Genomic DNA, 15,995 nt, shown 5'->3' with positions numbered 1-15,995 from the left:
GAATGGGTAAAGTAACAGGCTTCCTCGAGATCGATCGGCAGGATCGCAAGTACCTGCCGGCGTCGGACCGCATCCAGAACTACCAAGAGTTCGTGATCCCGCTGAAGGAACCGGTGGTGCGCGACCAGGCGGCACGCTGCATGAATTGCGGCATCCCCTATTGTCACACCGGCTGTCCGGTCAACAACCAGATCCCGGACTGGAACGACCTCGTCTACCAGGACGACTGGCGCGAGGCGGTGCGCAATCTGCACTCCACCAACAACTTCCCGGAATTCACCGGCCGCGTCTGCCCGGCCCCTTGCGAGGCCGCCTGCACGCTCAACCTCATCGACAACCCGGTGACCATCAAGACGATCGAATGCGCCATCGTCGACCGCGGTTGGGACGAGGGCTGGATCGTGCCCGAGCCGCCGACGGCAAAGACCGGCAAGAAGGTCGCCGTGGTCGGTTCCGGACCGGCCGGCATGGCCGCCGCCCAGCAGCTCGCCCGCGCCGGCCACGACGTTCATCTCTACGAGAAGAACGCCCATGCCGGCGGCCTGCTGCGCTACGGCATTCCCGACTTCAAGATGGAAAAGCGCCTGATCGAGCGCCGCGTCGACCAGATGGAGGCCGAGGGCGTCACCTTCCATTGCAACGTCCATGTCGGCGTCGACGTCACCACAGCCGAGCTGATGGAGGGCCATGACGCGCTGGTGCTGGCCGGCGGCGCGGAAAAGCCCCGCGACCTGCCGATCGAGGGCCGCGACCTCTCCGGCATCCATTTCGCCATGGAGTTCCTGCCGCAGCAGAACCGGCGCAACGGCAACGAGTCCCTCGGCGACGTCGAGCCGATCCTCGCCACCGGCAAGCACGTCGTCGTCATCGGCGGCGGCGACACGGGTTCCGACTGCATCGGCACCTCGGTGCGCCAGAATGCGCTCTCCGTCACCCAGCTTGAGATCATGCCGCGCCCGCCGGAGAAGGAGGACAAGCTCCTGACCTGGCCGAACTGGCCGTTGAAGCTGCGCACCTCCTCCTCGCACGAGGAAGGCGCCGAGCGCGAGTTCTCCGTCCTCACCCAGCGCTTCGAGGGCGGGCCCAACGGCAACGTCAGGGAGCTCCACTGCGTGCGCATCGACAACAAGATGCAGCCGCTGCCGGGCACCGAATTCGTGCTGAAGGCCGACCTCGTGCTGCTGGCCATGGGCTTCGTCAGCCCGGTCCATGAGGGCATGCTGGCCGATCTCGGCGTCGACCTCGACGGTCGCGGCAACGTCGCCGCCAACACCGAGGACTACGTCTCCAGCGTCGACAAGGTGTTCGCCTGCGGCGACATGCGCCGCGGCCAGTCGCTGGTCGTCTGGGCGATCCGCGAGGGCCGCCAGGCGGCCCGCGCCGTCGACGAGTTCCTGATGGGCAAGAGCGACCTGCCGCGCTGATCCGCGGATCACGAACAAACAAACGAAAAGGCCCGCCGGCGCTATCTCCGGCGGGCCTTTTTCATATGCGTTTTCTCAAAAAGCCTATTTCCGCGGCCAGCCGAAATCGTCGACGCGCCCGGTCTCCGGCGGCAAGGGCTCGCCGCGCACGATCACCTTGTTCTGCAGGCTGTCTTCCTTCGGCGCCAGCGGGGTCTCTTCGCCGGCAAGCGGCTCGCCCACCCGCGCCGTCGGCCCCGTCAACGGCAACACGGCACCGATCTTCGGCCCGACCGTACCGTCCGCGTTGAGGCCCGGCAGGAACACGCCGCCGGCACCGGTCTCCAGCACGCGCTTGAGTTCCTGTTCGACGTAAAAGGCGAGCTTGCGATAGCCCGACCCGGTGAAATGGATGCCGTCGTCGGCCCTCAGGACCGTCGTCTGGCCTTCGACGTCCGGTCCGGCGCGGGTATAGCGCCCCTCCTCGTCGACGAAGCGTTGCCAGATGTCGACGAAGACGACGCCGGAGAGCTCGGCCTCGGCCTTGTAGACGTCGTTGAAATGGGCCATGTCGGCGGAGAACTTGCTGGACCGCGTCGGCGGCAGGCCGACCCAGATCACCGGCTTGCCGCTCGCCGCAAAGGCCTTCAGCATATCGACGACCCGCGCCCGGTAGCGCTTGTCCCATTCCTCCGTGCGAAGCTGGTGCGACCCGTCGGCATCGCGGATGCGCTGGCGGTCGTTGACGCCGACCATGACGACGATGGCGTCGACCCGCTCGTCGCCGGCAAAGAACTGCCGCAGCTCCTTCGGCCAGTTGAAATAGTCGTCGCGCACGAGGCCCGACGAGCCGTTGACCCAGCGCCGGATCTCGACCTTCGGCGAGTCGGCGAACGCCACCTCAAGCCCCTTGGACATGCCGCGGGCGAGCGAGTCGCCAACCACCAGCACAACATTGGCATCGGCATCCTTCGGCACGGCCACAGGCGCCGGCTTGTGCTGCCGGGCGGGCCGCTGGTGGTGCCGCCGGGCAGTGCCGCGCGAGCGCTTGGTCTTGCTCGAGTTGCCGGACCGGTCCCGGCGCTTGGCGCCGAACAGGCGGAACAGCGGACGCAGCGGATGGAAGCCCTCGTTGCGGGCAACGACGATGCGCTTGTCCTCGGCCCTGGCCGCCCCGCCGGCAATGCCTGAAAGCACGACGATCACGGCAATGATAAGCGCACTCGCCGCGACAACGGTTGGGCGCAAAAGTCCCGCCATCTTGGGTTCCCCTTGTCCAACGGGCGCCGGCAAAGCTGCCCGCGCCCGCTCGATCCCATTATAGGTTCCCCCATTATAGGTTCCAGGCGTCAAGATGGCGAGGGACCCACGATCAACCGTCCTTGAGATTGCTGAGGAGGCGGGTGTTGGCATAGCCGTCCGGCGGCATGCCGATACGCTTCTGGTAACCGCGGATCGCCGCCCGGGTCTTCGGCCCGAGCTTGCCGTCCGGCGTGCCGGCCGGATAGCCGAGCCGGTTGAGGAGTGCCTGCAGCTCGCGGGTCTGCGAGCGCGTCAGCGGCTTTTCCTCGCGCGGCCAGGACGCCGCCAGCGGCCCTGCCCCCATCAGCTTGTCGGCAAGGTGGCCGACGGCCAGCGCATAGGCGTCGGCATTGTTGTAGCGCTTGATGACCCGGAAATTCTTCAGCATCAGGAACGCCGGGCCGCGCGCGCCGGCGGGCATCAGGAGATAGGCCTCGTCGTCCGGCCGGGGAAACGTCCGGCCGAGCACACGGGTGACGCCCAGCGCCTGCCATTCGGCGATCGACCGCTTGCCGCGGCCGTCGGCGAGCGCGAAGTTGAAGCCGCGCGGCAGGTCCACCTCGTAGCCCCAGGTCTTGCCGCTGACCCAGCCGGAGCGGTTGAGGTAGGCCGCCGTGGAGCCGAGGGCATCGGGGATCGAGGTCCAGATGTTGCGCCGCCCGTCGCCATCCATATCGACCGCATAGGCCTCGAACGTCGTCGGGATGAACTGGGTATGGCCCATGGCGCCGGCCCAGGAGCCGGTCATGTGGCGCGGATCGACGTCGCCGCGTTCCAGGATCTTCAAGGCCGCGACGAGCTGGCTTTCGCCGAATCGGCGCCGCTTGCCGCCGGCATAGGCGAGCGTCGACAGCGAGCGGATCACGTTCTTGACGATCTTGGGGTTGTTCAGCACCTCGCCATAGGAGGATTCCATGCCCCAGATGGCGACGACGACGTGGCGGTCGACGCCGTATTTGGCCTCGATCCGGTCGAGCCAGGACCGCCATTCGACGAGCTTCTCGCGGCCGTTCTCCACCCGGCGCTCGGACGCGGCCGAGCCCAGATAGTCCCAGATCGGGGTGACGAACTCCGGCTGCCGCGACGCCTTCTTCAGGATATCCGGGTCGGGGTCGACGCCGGCAAAGGCCTGGCGATAGGTGTTCCAGGAAACGCCCGCCGCCTTGGCGGTCGGCCAGAAGTCCTTGACCCAGCGATCGAAACGGGCATCGGCCTTGGCCCCGACGGAGGCGGCAAGGACGAAGATGACGACGGCGGCCCAGAAGCCGACAAGGAATGCGGCACCGCGCAGGGAGCCTGCCGTGATGCGGGGAGAAATACCGGTCAATTGTGCCTCCTTTCGGATGTCTGATCGGAACGGGTGAAAACGTCGGCCGACGGTCGCGGTCAGTGCCTGAGGATCACGCCGGCCTCGATGCTGTGTGCGCGGTAGTCGTTGCCGCGCTCGCTGGAATCGAGGTCCTCGTAGCCGTAGCGCGCGACGGCCGCGACGTTGCGGTTGAACGACCATTCGACGCTGGCATCGGCCGTGCGCCGCCATTCGGTGACGGGGCTCGATTCGTAGTCGCGGTAGGCAAGTCCGAGCGCGCCAACCAGCTTGACGTTGCGGCGCAGCGACCGGGTCCCGGTGAGAACGCCCTTGTATTCGACCGAGCCGGCCGAGCCGGTCAGCGTCGTGGTGTCGAGCGTGGTCGAGCCGGTCAGCGCGATCGTCGTCAGCCGGCTCGGCGACCAGGTCAGCGTGCCGTCGACGGTCGGACCTTCCAGCGCCTTCAGCCGCCCGTCGCGCGGCTCCTCGCGGCGCCAGCCGGCGGCGAGATCGCCGGTCAGCTTGGAGGCCATGTCGATGGCGACGCCGCCGCGCAGGGAATAGCCGTCGCTGGAGCGCCGGTACCCGTCGGCGTCGCGCTCGTCGTCGAGCTGGCGCTGGAACAGCGAGCCCTCCACATAGGGCATCAGGGCCGGCGAGACCTTGTAGCCGGTCCGCAGCGAAATCTCCGTCAGGGTGTAGTCGCGCCCGGTGCCGCCGTCGTTGGAATCGTAGGACTGGCGTTCAACGGCACCGCGCAGGCGGACCTGGAAGCGGCGCACGTCCTGGACGATGGCGGCCGCCCCGGTCAGCGTGTGGATGTCGGCACGGTCGGTGCCCTTCTTGCGTTCCGCGCTTTCGGCCTCTTCCTGTTCGAGCTGGTAGCCCGCCTCCAGCTCCAGCCGCGTGCCGTCACGCACGTCGATCCGGCCCGTCGCCTGGCCGTCGAAGGTCGGCGTATCCTCGGTGGCGCTGTCGATATAGCCCGTGTACTCGCCGTTGAGGTTGACGTTCAGCGAATGCCGCGACCAGTCGGACTGCACGTCCAGCGACGGGCGGATGCGATAGAAGGCGCCGGACTTGCCGTTGTGGTCCTGGTCGACATTGGTCGAGCCGCCGCCGGTCGTCTCCACCTGCGGCTTGACGATGAAGGAGCCGGCGCGGATGCCGAGCGGCTCATAGGCGTCCTTGTCGTCGTCGAAATTGTCCTCCGGCGCCTCGGCCGTCACCGTCGTGTCGACCCGCTCCATGAGGGTGCCGTCGGCATTGCGCGGCCCGGGCTGCACCGGCTGCACGGCCCGCACAGCCTCCGGGCGGCCGCCGAGCCTTTCCCGGCGGGCGTCCTCCGCGGAGCGCGGCCGCGGCGGCGTGCGCGTGCCATCGGCGGGCGTCGCCGTTGCAGCGCCATCCGCCGTTTCGTCATCCGAGGCGCCGAGCAGTGCGTCTTCGTCGTCGCTGAAGCCGCCATCGGTCGGCGCGCTGCCGCGAAGCTGCACATCGCCGGTCGCGGTCTGGCCATGGGCCGGACCGACGCCAGCGGCAAGGACGACCGCAAGGGCCGTCAGGCAACCGCGCATACCGAGAATTGGCGACGACGAGAAAAGCGACACCCGCACCCCGTTTCGAAATCTGGCCGCAAGGGCCGGTTCTTTCCGAAAAGTAAAGGCGCAGGGTTAATGTTTCGTTGGCATGGTGCTGCCAATTCCCGTCAAAGGCGGTTTTTTCCGGCGGAAAATCCGTGAAACGGGGCCATAAACGCGCTATAGGTGTCGCTTATTGGGGACAGTGGCGGGACGTCGTGCCGCGCCGCAGGATTTTGCCGGATTATTGCCACATAGTGGTCGCAATCGCGGACTAGCCACGAGCTTCCCCTTGCCCAACGCCGGGTACAACGAAAACAAAATGGTGTAAAATGGCGAAGCTTGCAATCGTCGGCGGTGGCCCCTTGAGCGTGATCGACCATAGTGACGTAGAGCTTATCGAGTCGGCAGGTCGCACGGTCCATAACGAAATCCAGGGTTTGATGGCGCTGCAGAAGGCGCTCGGCAACGGATTATCGGAGCCCTTCGTCGACGCTGTGCGCCTGATCAGCGGCATTCCCGGCCGCGTCATCGTCACCGGCATCGGCAAGAGCGGCCATATCGGCTCCAAGATCGCCGCCACCTTCGCCTCCACCGGCACCCCGGCCTTCTTCGTCCATCCGAGCGAGGCCAGCCACGGCGACCTCGGCATGGTCACCGCTGGCGATGCCATTATCGCCATTTCCTGGTCCGGCGAGACCCGCGAGATGGCCAGCATCATCGCCTATTCGCGCCGCTTCCGCGTGCCGCTGATCGCGCTGACCTCGAGCGCCAAGAGCACGCTCGGCCGCGCCGCCGACATCGTCCTTGCCCTGCCGAAGGCGGCCGAGGCCTGCCCGCACGGCCTTGCCCCGACCACCTCGACCATCCTGCAGCTCTCCGTCGGCGACGCCATGGCCATCGCCCTCCTGGAGGCGCGCGGCTTCACGCCGCAGGATTTCGGCATCTTCCATCCGGGCGGGCGCCTCGGCGCATCGCTGCAATTCGTCCGCGACATCATGCACACCGGCGACCGGGTGCCGCTGACGCCGCTCGACACGCCGATGACCGAGGCCATCGTCCTGATCACCCAGAAGGGCTTCGGCTCGCTCGGCATCGTCGACGAGGCCGGAAGGCTGGCGGGCATCATCACCGACGGTGACTTGCGCCGCCACCTCGCCTCTGATCTTCTGTCCAAGCGCGTCGACGAGGTCATGACCCGCTCGCCGAAGACGGTGAAGCCGGACCTGCTCGTCGCCTCGGCCCTGGAGATGCTTGAATCCTCCAGCATTTCGGCCCTGTTCGTCGTCGAGGACGAGCGCGCCGTCGGCATCATCCACCTGCACGACCTCCTGCGCGCCGGCGTCGCCTGAAGCAGCGCCCCGTCGCTGCCGATCCAGTCCCGGCAACCGCCTTTTCTTCCCGAAACGCCCTCTGCTCGCGCGGCGTGCGGGCGTCCGCTACCGTTTTCCATGTCAAGTTTTCGTTAAGGTTAACGAAGCGTAAACGCTGCCGATTTTCGGTGAGCGCGTCCTGAAGCCTATGGGTTTTTTCCGGGACGGAGACGAATTTTCGCACCTCGATTAGGGATTATTTAGCCCTGTGATCCATAGACTGCGCCCCGAGGACGGCCGCATGCGGTCATCCGAGAGGAGTTGGGACAGTTATGGATCTGGCAACAATCATCGGTATTGTCGCGGGTACGGCCGTAGTCGTCACCGCGATTTTCCTCGGCGGCAACATCAGCCAGTTCATCGACATCGCGTCGATCCTGATCGTCTTCGGCGGCGGCATGGCAGCAACCCTGATCCGGTTTCCGCTGGCCGGTGTCGCCTCGGCCTTCATCACCGGCGCCAAGGTCGCCTTCACCCACAAGAAGATCGAGCCGCGCACGATGATCGAGGAGATCACGGAGCTCGCCGACGTCGCCCGCAAGCAGGGCCCGCTCGGGCTTGAGAACGTGGAAGTCTCCGATGCCACCCTGGCCAAGGGCGTGCAGTACATCGCCGACGGCTACGAGCCGAATTTCATTCGCGAATCCATGGAGCGTGAGCGCGATCTCTATCTCGACCGGCTCGAAGAGGGCCAGCGCATCTTCAAGGCGCTCGGCGACAGTGCGCCGGCCTTCGGCATGATCGGCACGCTCGTCGGCCTCGTCCAGATGCTGGCGACCATGGACGATCCCTCGACCATCGGCCCATCCATGGCGATCGCGCTCCTCACCACCCTCTACGGCGCCCTGCTGGCCAACCTCGTCTGCATCCCGATCTACGAGAAGCTCGGCGCCAAGGCCAATGTGGAGGACGTCAACCAGACCCTCATCATCGACGGCGTCATGCAGATCCGGGAATCCAAGAGCCCGGCGCTGATCCGCGAGATGCTGATCGCCTACCTGCCGGAGAAGAATCGCGGCGACCTGATCGAAGCGGCCGCGGCGTAGGGGCGAGAGATGGCCAAGAAGAAGAAGTGCCCTCCCGCCGGCGCGCCGGAATGGCTGGTGACCTTCGCCGACCTGATGTCGCTGCTGGTCTGCTTCTTCGTGCTCATCATCTCCTTTTCGATCCAGGACAAGGAGAAGCTGCAGGTGGTCGCCGGCTCCATGCGCGACGCCTTCGGCATCAAGGTGGAGTCCCGCCACCAGGGCATGATCGAGATCGAGGGCGTGCCGGTGCGCGAATATGTGCGCCGCGTCGCGCCGATGCCGACAAAGACGGATTCCGAGGTCGAATCCACCCGCCACGACGGCCGCACCAAGCAGGGCCCGGAGAACAACACCTACGACGTCGAGATCACCGACGTCGAGCGCACGCGCCAGTTCGCGACCGCCGCCGCCTCGCTGCGCCAGGCCTGGCAGGACATGCCGGACATCGCAGAGCTGTCAAAGAACATCATCATCGAGGAGAACGAGGAAGGCCTCAACATCATGCTGGTCGACCAGGACGGCCGCTCGATGTTCCCCGAAGGCTCCAAGTTCCCGTATGAATCGACCCGGCAACTGCTGGAGCGGATGGCCGAAGTGGTCCGCGCCATGCCGAACCGCATCCGCGTCACCGGCCACACCACCTCCGGGCGGGCCTTCAACAATCCCAACTATTCCGGCTGGGACCTCTCCGCCGACCGGGCCAACGCCACGAGGCGCATCCTCAACCAGTTCGGCGTGCGCAGCGACCAGATCTTCTCCGTCGTCGGCAAGGCCGACACCGAGCCGCTGTTTCCCAACGACCCGTTCCTCGCCGCCAACCGGCGCATCTCGATCCTGTTGATGAAAGAGGAACCGCCGCTGCCGCCGGACTACAAGCCGTAGCGGCGACCGGCTCCACCGCGACGATTACGCCGTATCGGCGACCTCTGCCGGCCCGACCCGCAACAGCGCGCCGTCCGCATCGACGATGGTCACCCGGGTGCCGGCGGCAAGGTCGGGACCCGACACCCGCCAGACGCTGTCGTCGATCTTGAGGCGGCCGGAGCCTTCCACGATCGGCTCGGTCAGCGTGAAGGTCCGCCCGATCAGCCGCGCGCCGCGGCGGTTGAGGAACGTCGTCTCGGCCGGCTCCGGCTCGCGCGTCCGGCGCAGGAGCAGCCGGCTTGCGATCAGCGCGACGACGGCCAGCGCCATGAAGACGATGACCTGCGCCTGCCAGCCCCAGGTGATGAACAGCGAGATCGAGCCGACGATGATCGCCGAAACGCCGAACCACAGGAAGAACGTTCCGGGGATCAGGATCTCCACGGCGAGCAGCACCAGGCCGAGAACCCACCAGTTCCACGGCCCGAGGAAGTTGATGACCGTCTCGATGAGGCCCATCACGCGTCCCTTTCACCCGGTCCGGTGCGCGGCACGGAGCCCTGGCGGCGCCGGGCGACAGCCTCCTCGCCGAAGGATTCCTTGGCGATCTCGGCAATGCCGTTGAGGGCGCCGAGGATCGAGGTCGCCTCGACCGGCAGCATCAACACCTTCTGGTTCGGCGCGCGCGCGACTTCCTTCAGCGCCTCGACATATTTGGTGGCGACGAAATAGTTGATCGCCTGGACGTCGCCCTCGGCGATGGCCTTGGAGACGTCCTGGGTCGCCTTGGCTTCCGCCTGGGCCAGACGTTCGCGGGCCTCGGCGTCCTTGAAGGCTGCCTCGCGCTGGCCTTCCGCCTCCAGGATGCGGGCCTGCTTCTCGCCTTCGGCCTTCAGGATTTCCGACTGCCGCTTGCCCTCGGCCTCCAGGATCGAGGCGCGCTTGTCGCGCTCCGCCTTCATCTGCCGCGCCATCGCGTCGACCAGGTCCCGCGGCGGATCGATGTCCTTGATCTCGATGCGGGTGATCTTGATGCCCCACGGCTCCACCGCCGCATCGACCACCTTCAGGAGCCGCTCGTTGATCTCGTCGCGGTTGGACAGGAGTTCGTCGAGATCCATGGAGCCCATGACGGTACGGATGTTGGTCATGGTCAGGTTGAGGACGGCGTATTCCAGCCCCGCCACCTCATAGGCCGCCCGCGCCGCGTCCAGCACCTGGTAGAAGGTGACGCCGTTGACCGTCACCGTGGCGTTGTCGCGGGTGATGACCTCCTGGCTCGGCACGTCGAGCACCTGCTCCATCATGTTCATGCGCGCGCCGACCACGTCGATGAACGGGATGATCAGGTTGAGGCCGGGGCGCAGCGTCTTGGTGTACCGCCCGAACCGCTCGATCGTGTAGTTGAAGCCCTGCGGTACCTGCTTCACGCCCATGAAGACGACGAGGACGATGAGCACGAGGAGGACGATGACGACGATATCGAAACCGGTCAGCGCAAACGGCATTTTGGCTTCCTTTGCTGATGCACCGGACAGCCGGCCACCCACCGCACGCGGCTGGCGACGTCCTCTTTGTTTCAGGTTTTACCGGGATTCGCCGGCAGCGGCGACAAAAACGGGATGTGAGGATTAGCGCCGATCTAACGGCTTTTGCGACCGGTGTCCGGTCGACGCCTCAGATCCAGCCGGAGAGCTCTCTCAGCACCACCGCCCTGATCACCGCCATCCCCTCCTCGCTGTCGTTGAGGCAGGGCAGCGCGGCGAAATGCTCGCCGCCGTTCTCCTCGAAGATCTCCGCGTTTTCGCCGGCGATCTCCTCCAGCGTCTCCAGGCAGTCGGCGGCAAAGCCCGGCATGATGACGGCCATCTTCCGGACGCCCTCGCGGGCAAGGCGCGCCACCGTCTCGTCGGTATAGGGCTTCAGCCACTCCTCCCGGCCGAACCGCGACTGGAAGGTGACCATCAGCCTTTCCGGCGCCCAGCCAAGCGCCTCGCGGAGCAGCCGCACGGTCTTCTGGCACTGGCAGTGATAGGGATCGCCCTTTTCGAAATAGGATTTCGGGATGCCGTGGAAGGAGGCGAGGACGATGTCCGGCTCGAAGTCGAGCTCGGCCAGGTGCTTCTTCGTCGACGCGGCCAGCGCCTCGATATAGGCCGGATCGTCGTGATAGGGCGGCGCCGTGCGCACCGCCGGCTGCCAGCGCATCTGGGAGAGCGCCTCGAACGCCTTGTCGTTGACGGTCGCGGTCGTCGCCGCGGAATATTGCGGATAGAGCGGCACGATCAGCAGCCGGTCGGCGCCCTCCGCCGTCAGCGCGTCGAGCTTTTCCGCGATCGAGGGATTGCCGTAGCGCATCGCCCAGTCGACGATGATGCGCGGATCGGTCCTGGCGAGGTCGGCCGCCAGCTTCTCGCCTTGCGAGCGGGTGATGGTGCGCAGGGGAGATTCGTTGCGCTCGGTGTTCCAGACCTTGTCGTAAAGGGCGCCGGATTTCTGCGGCCGCGTCGACAGGATGATGCCGTTCAGCACCGGCCACCAGATCAGCCGCGGCGCCTCCACGACCCGGCGGTCGGACAGGAACTCCTTCAGATAGCGGCGCATCGACCAGTAGTCGGTTCCGTCCGGCGTTCCAAGGTTCACCAGCAGCACGCCGATGCGTCCCGCCGCGATCTCCTCGTGCCCGTCCGGGAAGCGGATGGCGCGGCGCGACCAGCTGGAGCCGTCGCTGCCATTACCTTGATCCTGCGCCACAATCTTCGCTCCGTTTCCGAATTCCGACGACCGGAACATATGACGTCAGGCGCAGGAGTCCACTCCGTCAAGGGAACGACGTGACAAAACCCACAAAAAGCCCGCATCAAAGGCCGGAACGGGCCGTTTTTTCAGGGCATTTCCGACCGTTGCCGTCAATGCGAGGCGATCAGAACTCGAACAGGAAGAAGTAGCCATAGCCGACCAGGACGGCGGGGATGGCGCTGTAGACCGAGGCAAGGAACGCCGCCCGCGGCGCCAGGGCGATCGCCGGGAACAGCGCATCGCCGTCATTGGCGATGGCGTTGGTGAGCTGCGCCGACAGCGGGATGGCCCCGGCGAGATAGAGCGTCGTGACGACGATCTGCGGGCCGCAGCCCGGGATCATGCCGACGGCGAGCCCGGCGAGCGGCGCGACGATCGCCCATTCGCCGAACCAGTCCTTCAGGTCGATGCCGAAGAAGAACACCGTCAGCTCGAAGGCGAGGAACGCCATCACCACCCAGCCGGTGACGAAGTTGGTGTCGGCGATCGTGCGCTGGACCGTCGAGCCGCGCAGGCCCTCGCCCTTGCGCACGATGGTGTGGCTGTTGCCGTGGATCGAAAACGCCCACATGGCAAGGCAGAGGAGCGCGCCGACGACGCCGATCTTCTCCGTCAAGCCGGCACCGGCAAACGGCCCCATCAGCGCATCCGCATCGATCTGCAGCGCGCCGAGGACACCGAGCGCCAGGCCCGGCAGCAGCAACGCCAGCCAGGCCGCGCTGGAGATGCGCGCATAGACCTCCTGGGTCGGCTCGAATGGCATCACCCGGCCGAAATCGGGATCGCCCCGCGCCGCCTCCTCGTGCAGGAAGTCGGAGCCATGGATCGCATCGACGATCATGCCGGAGATCGTGCCGACGACGAGGCTGACGGCAATGACCAGGAGCGCCGTTGACGGATCGCGCGCGATCAACAGGAACGCCGCATCGCCCATGGTCGCCACCAGAACGGCGACGACGCTGCCGAAGGTGGTGTAGCCGCGGGTATATTGGGTGACAACGACGATGGCGCCGCCGCAGCCCGGCATGGCGCCGAGCAGCGAGGCGATCAGCGGCTGCCAGCGGGCGCTGCGCGCCAGCATGACGCCGACATCCATCCGCATCCAGGCTTCCACGAAATTGACCAGGAACAGCGTGCCGGCAACGAACACCGTCACCTGCAGATAGGCATCGGCAAGGGCAGAGGCGGCGAGATGCTTGGTGGTGTCGGAGATCAGCAGCATGGCCACGGCGGCCAGCAGCACGATGCGCCACCAGTGCGGATTGACGCGCCAGTCCACCCTGTGGGCGATCAGGCGTCCCGTCGAAAGCGTGAATTCGGTCATCGGTGCGGATCTTCTGGTCGAGGCAAAGGCAATACAGATTTTATAATTCTTCTAATAACGATTTGCAACTACGTTGGCAAAGAACCGACCGTCGTCATGGTGCAATCGGACGGCGTTAAGATTCTTCTGGAACAAACCAAGAACTGTGCTATCGTCGCTGAACGTTCCGGTTGCAGGGGGTTGTCATGGGAAAGCCGACCAATGCGCTCGCGGCGCTCGTTGCCGCGATGCTTTTTCTCGCCGCCAGCGTCGCCGCCAATGCTGCGGAGATCACCTTCGTGCTGGTCAACGACATCGACACCATAGAGCATACGGAGGAGCGGGGCGGCTTTGCCCGGCTCGCCACGGTTGTGAAGGCCGAGCGCGCGGCCCGCAAGAACGTCATCTTCGTCCATGCCGGCGACAGCCTGTCGCCGTCGCTGCTGTCGGGCCTCGACAAGGGCGCCCATATCGTCGACCTCCTCAACATGACGCCGCCGGATGTCTTCGTGCCGGGGAACCACGAGTTCGATTTCGGAAAAGACGTGTTCCTAACGCGCCTTGGCGAGATGAAGTTCCCGAAATTCGCCGCCAATCTGCGGCTTCAGGACGGCAGCCCCGTGCCGGGCGTCAGCGACAGCCGGCTCCTGGAGGTCGACGGCGTCAAGATCGGCATCATCGGCGTCACCTCCGCCGATGCGCGGGACAAATCGAGCCCCGGCGACCTGGTGTTCGAGGAAGCGATGAAGACGGCCTTCGCCGAGCGCCGCAAGCTGAAGGAAAAGGGCGCGGACCTCTTCGTCGTCGTCGGCCATCTCGGCCGCGGCGAGGATCTCGCCCTTTACCGCTCCGGCGCCTTCGACCTGATCCTGTCCGGCGACGACCACGACCTCTATCTGCAATATGACGGCCGCACCGCGATCGCAGAGTCCCGCCACAACGCCCGTTTCGTCACCGCCGTCGACCTCGACGTGACGGTATCCAGTCGCGGCAATCGCCGGCGCGTCGACTGGCGGCCGAATTTCCGCATCGTCGATACCGCAAGCATTGCGCCCGACGCGGCCGTTGCCGCCCGCATCGCCGAATACGAAAAGCGCCTGTCGGAGGAACTGGACGTCGCCATCGGGACCACGGCCGGAGACCTCGACAGCCGGCGCGCCGCGGTGCGCAGCGGCGAGGCCGCGATCGGCAACCTCATCGCCGATGCCATGCGCCATGCCGTCGCGGCCGACATCGCCCTCACCAATGGCGGCGGCATTCGCGGCGACCGTGTTTATGCCGCCGGAACGCCACTCACCCGCCGCGACATCCTGTCCGAACTGCCCTTCGCAAACCACACCGTGCTCCTGGAAGTCTCCGGCAAGACGGTGAAGGCCGCGCTCGAGCACGGCGTCTCGCAGATCGACGAAGGCTCCGGCCGCTTCCCCCAGGTTTCCGGCATCCGCTTTTCCCTCGACCCTGCAAAACCACAGGGATCGCGCATCTCCGACATCGTCGTCGGCGACGCTCCGCTCGATCTGGAGCGCACCTATCGGCTTGCAACCAATGATTTCATGGCCCGCGGCGGCGACGGATACCGCATGCTGAAACGGGCCAAGCCATTGATCGGCCCGCGCCATTCCGGCCTGCTGGCGAACGACGTCATGGCCTATATCCGGGAGAAAGGGGAAATATCACCTAAGATTGAGAAAAGGATTTATACACCGTAAGCGCAGGGATCGCGGATGTGATCCAGAAAATGAATTCCATCCATAGAATTTTATGTGTCCCGTTAACCCTTCGTATAAGGACAAGTGCCAAACATGCCTGAGTATTTTTGACGAGGGTGATCCCCGTGTCCGCCTTTTCCGCAAGCAGCGATTTCGAAGCGCTCCACGTGCTGGTCGTGGACGACAATTCCTTCTTCCGCAAACTGGAACGGAGCATGTTGCGCCAGCTCGGCGTCGACACCGTCTATGAGGCCTCCGACGGGCTGGACGCGCTCACCCGGCTCGACCAGCGCGAATGCGATCTGGTGCTCCTCGACTGGAACATGCCGGCCTTTCCCGGTGCCGACTTCCTGCGCCTCATCCGCGACAAGGACGACGTCTATTTCCGCTCCATTCCGGTCATCGTGGTGACCAGCTTCGCCAACCAGGCCCTGGTGCTGAAAGCGGTCGAACTCGGCGCCAACGGCGTCGTCGTCAAGCCGTTCTCGATCGCGCTCCTGCGCGACCGCATCCTCGCCACCGGCGCGACCTGCCGCACCGGCCGCGACGCCTCCCGCGAGCCGGTGCCGGCCGCCCCCATCGACGATCCCTCGGCGGTCTTCGACATCGACGGCATGATGTGAGGTCCGTGCGGACCCGGATCGCGAAACCAATGGCCGGCATGCGCGCCCGGATCCGCCGGCGCCTCCCTTAGAGCGCATTTCCGAAAAGCGGCGATCGGATTTCGGAAAAAACCCAGAAAAATAAAAGGTTAGAGCATCCCGAGCGGTTCAGCATTCAGGAGAAATGCGCCGGGGGCAGCTCAGACGAAGAACTGCTGCGTGCGCTGAAACCAGGAATCGACCAGCCGGTCGCGGATGCTCTGCTGCGCCCGGCGCAGATTGTGCGGCGAGATCACGGTGCTGGCGCCGGCGGCGATCGCCCGCCGCTCCGCTTCCGGATCCTCGCCGTCATAGAGGGCGCAGATCATGCCGGAGCGCAGGCGCGCATCGCGCGACACCGTCTCCAGGAAGCCATAGTCGTCGGCCTTGGTACCGCTGATGTCGAAGAGGATCATGTCCGGCGACATATGGCCGTAGCTCTTGGCGCAACGACGCAGGTAATCCAGCCCCGTACGACCGTCCTCGCAGACATCCACCTTGATGCGGATCGGCGCCTTTTCCAGCATCTTGCGCATTGCCACGGCGTCCTTCTCGTCATTGTCGACCATCAGGACAAGGGCATCGAAGACTTCTTCGTCGGTCATCGCATCATTCCTTCTTCGGCCTTTTCGGGCGCGGCTCGTCACCTCTTTTCAGACTTGCGACCGACTAAACAAATGGAGG

14 protein-coding genes are annotated in these 15,995 nt (G+C 65.7%); 6 read left to right on the top strand and 8 right to left on the bottom strand.

What is annotated here, in order from left to right:
• Positions 1-2 precede the first annotated feature (2 nt).
• Entirely contained in the window at positions 3-1,424 is a 1,422-nt protein-coding gene (locus tag M2319_RS01950; RefSeq protein WP_264599745.1) for a glutamate synthase subunit beta, read from the top strand.
• Between the two features lie 84 nt (positions 1,425-1,508).
• On the opposite strand, the gene M2319_RS01945 is transcribed toward M2319_RS01950, so the two are convergent.
• The 3 genes from M2319_RS01945 to M2319_RS01935 all read right to left on the bottom strand — a co-directional run bounded on the left by M2319_RS01945 (position 1,509) and on the right by M2319_RS01935 (position 5,591).
• Positions 1,509-2,663: an SGNH/GDSL hydrolase family protein gene (locus M2319_RS01945; protein ID WP_264599744.1), complete on the bottom strand. Its 1,155-nt coding sequence runs from the start codon at positions 2,661-2,663 to the stop codon at positions 1,509-1,511.
• A gap of 112 nt (positions 2,664-2,775) precedes the next feature.
• Positions 2,776-4,032 (bottom strand): lytic murein transglycosylase, encoded by a 1,257-nt coding sequence (locus M2319_RS01940; RefSeq protein ID WP_264599743.1) that lies wholly within the window; start codon positions 4,030-4,032, stop codon positions 2,776-2,778.
• Between the two features lie 59 nt (positions 4,033-4,091).
• The gene (locus tag M2319_RS01935) at positions 4,092-5,591 is read right to left on the bottom strand and encodes an outer membrane beta-barrel protein (protein WP_264599742.1); all 1,500 of its coding nucleotides are present in this window, start codon (positions 5,589-5,591) and stop codon (positions 4,092-4,094) included.
• A 335-nt stretch (positions 5,592-5,926) separates the two neighbouring features.
• Between M2319_RS01935 and M2319_RS01930 the strand changes: the two genes are divergently transcribed.
• The 3 genes from M2319_RS01930 to M2319_RS01920 all read left to right on the top strand — a co-directional run bounded on the left by M2319_RS01930 (position 5,927) and on the right by M2319_RS01920 (position 8,877).
• Positions 5,927-6,946, top strand: a complete 1,020-nt coding sequence (locus M2319_RS01930) for a KpsF/GutQ family sugar-phosphate isomerase (protein WP_264599741.1) — start codon at positions 5,927-5,929, stop codon at positions 6,944-6,946.
• A 293-nt stretch (positions 6,947-7,239) separates the two neighbouring features.
• Positions 7,240-8,013, top strand: a complete 774-nt coding sequence (locus M2319_RS01925; RefSeq protein ID WP_264599740.1) for a motility protein A — start codon at positions 7,240-7,242, stop codon at positions 8,011-8,013.
• Positions 8,014-8,022: 9 nt separating this feature from the next.
• On the top strand, positions 8,023-8,877 hold the full coding sequence (locus M2319_RS01920; protein WP_264599739.1) for a flagellar motor protein MotB: 855 nt from the start codon (positions 8,023-8,025) through the stop codon (positions 8,875-8,877).
• Positions 8,878-8,901: 24 nt separating this feature from the next.
• Here the strand turns inward: M2319_RS01920 and M2319_RS01915 are convergent, their stop codons facing one another.
• The 4 genes from M2319_RS01915 to M2319_RS01900 all read right to left on the bottom strand — a co-directional run bounded on the left by M2319_RS01915 (position 8,902) and on the right by M2319_RS01900 (position 12,982).
• On the bottom strand, positions 8,902-9,378 hold the full coding sequence (locus M2319_RS01915; RefSeq protein WP_264599738.1) for an NfeD family protein: 477 nt from the start codon (positions 9,376-9,378) through the stop codon (positions 8,902-8,904).
• Positions 9,378-10,367, bottom strand: coding sequence for an SPFH domain-containing protein (locus M2319_RS01910; RefSeq protein ID WP_264599737.1), 990 nt, complete (start codon positions 10,365-10,367; stop codon positions 9,378-9,380). The genes M2319_RS01915 and M2319_RS01910 overlap by 1 nt, the downstream gene beginning before the upstream one ends.
• Positions 10,368-10,536: 169 nt before the next feature.
• The gene (gene hemH / locus M2319_RS01905; RefSeq protein ID WP_264599934.1) at positions 10,537-11,559 is read right to left on the bottom strand and encodes a ferrochelatase; all 1,023 of its coding nucleotides are present in this window, start codon (positions 11,557-11,559) and stop codon (positions 10,537-10,539) included.
• Between the two features lie 223 nt (positions 11,560-11,782).
• A complete protein-coding gene (locus M2319_RS01900; RefSeq protein ID WP_264599736.1) occupies positions 11,783-12,982 on the bottom strand; it encodes a putative manganese transporter in 1,200 nt (399 codons plus the stop codon).
• Positions 12,983-13,167: 185 nt separating this feature from the next.
• Between M2319_RS01900 and M2319_RS01895 the strand changes: the two genes are divergently transcribed.
• Entirely contained in the window at positions 13,168-14,670 is a 1,503-nt protein-coding gene (locus tag M2319_RS01895) for a bifunctional metallophosphatase/5'-nucleotidase (protein ID WP_264599735.1), read from the top strand.
• A gap of 125 nt (positions 14,671-14,795) precedes the next feature.
• Positions 14,796-15,293, top strand: coding sequence for a response regulator (locus tag M2319_RS01890; protein WP_264599734.1), 498 nt, complete (start codon positions 14,796-14,798; stop codon positions 15,291-15,293).
• Positions 15,294-15,472: 179 nt separating this feature from the next.
• Here the strand turns inward: M2319_RS01890 and M2319_RS01885 are convergent, their stop codons facing one another.
• Complete coding sequence (locus M2319_RS01885; protein WP_264599733.1) at positions 15,473-15,916, bottom strand: response regulator; 444 nt, start codon at positions 15,914-15,916, stop codon at positions 15,473-15,475.
• Positions 15,917-15,995: the final 79 nt, after the last annotated feature.

The organism is Rhodobium gokarnense (genome assembly GCF_025961475.1).
In the GTDB taxonomy this organism is placed as follows: domain Bacteria; phylum Pseudomonadota; class Alphaproteobacteria; order Rhizobiales; family Rhodobiaceae; genus Rhodobium; species Rhodobium gokarnense.
The sequence above is the reverse complement of the archived record's forward strand: the minus strand, read 5'-3'. Positions and strand labels throughout refer to the sequence as shown.

What these genes read in the sequence shown, in the direction of transcription:
- M2319_RS01910 (WP_264599737.1), bottom strand. Translation starts at nt 10,367, where the DNA reads ATGCCGTTTGCGCTGACCGGTTTCGATATCGTCGTCATCGTCCTCCTC.
- M2319_RS01895 (WP_264599735.1), top strand. Translation starts at nt 13,168, where the DNA reads ATGGGAAAGCCGACCAATGCGCTCGCGGCGCTCGTTGCCGCGATGCTT.
- M2319_RS01920 (WP_264599739.1), top strand. Translation starts at nt 8,023, where the DNA reads ATGGCCAAGAAGAAGAAGTGCCCTCCCGCCGGCGCGCCGGAATGGCTG.
- M2319_RS01915 (WP_264599738.1), bottom strand. Translation starts at nt 9,378, where the DNA reads ATGGGCCTCATCGAGACGGTCATCAACTTCCTCGGGCCGTGGAACTGG.
- M2319_RS01935 (WP_264599742.1), bottom strand. Translation starts at nt 5,591, where the DNA reads ATGCGCGGTTGCCTGACGGCCCTTGCGGTCGTCCTTGCCGCTGGCGTC.
- M2319_RS01945 (WP_264599744.1), bottom strand. Translation starts at nt 2,663, where the DNA reads ATGGCGGGACTTTTGCGCCCAACCGTTGTCGCGGCGAGTGCGCTTATC.
- M2319_RS01925 (WP_264599740.1), top strand. Translation starts at nt 7,240, where the DNA reads ATGGATCTGGCAACAATCATCGGTATTGTCGCGGGTACGGCCGTAGTC.
- M2319_RS01885 (WP_264599733.1), bottom strand. Translation starts at nt 15,916, where the DNA reads ATGACCGACGAAGAAGTCTTCGATGCCCTTGTCCTGATGGTCGACAAT.
- M2319_RS01900 (WP_264599736.1), bottom strand. Translation starts at nt 12,982, where the DNA reads ATGACCGAATTCACGCTTTCGACGGGACGCCTGATCGCCCACAGGGTG.
- M2319_RS01950 (WP_264599745.1), top strand. Translation starts at nt 3, where the DNA reads ATGGGTAAAGTAACAGGCTTCCTCGAGATCGATCGGCAGGATCGCAAG.
- M2319_RS01930 (WP_264599741.1), top strand. Translation starts at nt 5,927, where the DNA reads ATGGCGAAGCTTGCAATCGTCGGCGGTGGCCCCTTGAGCGTGATCGAC.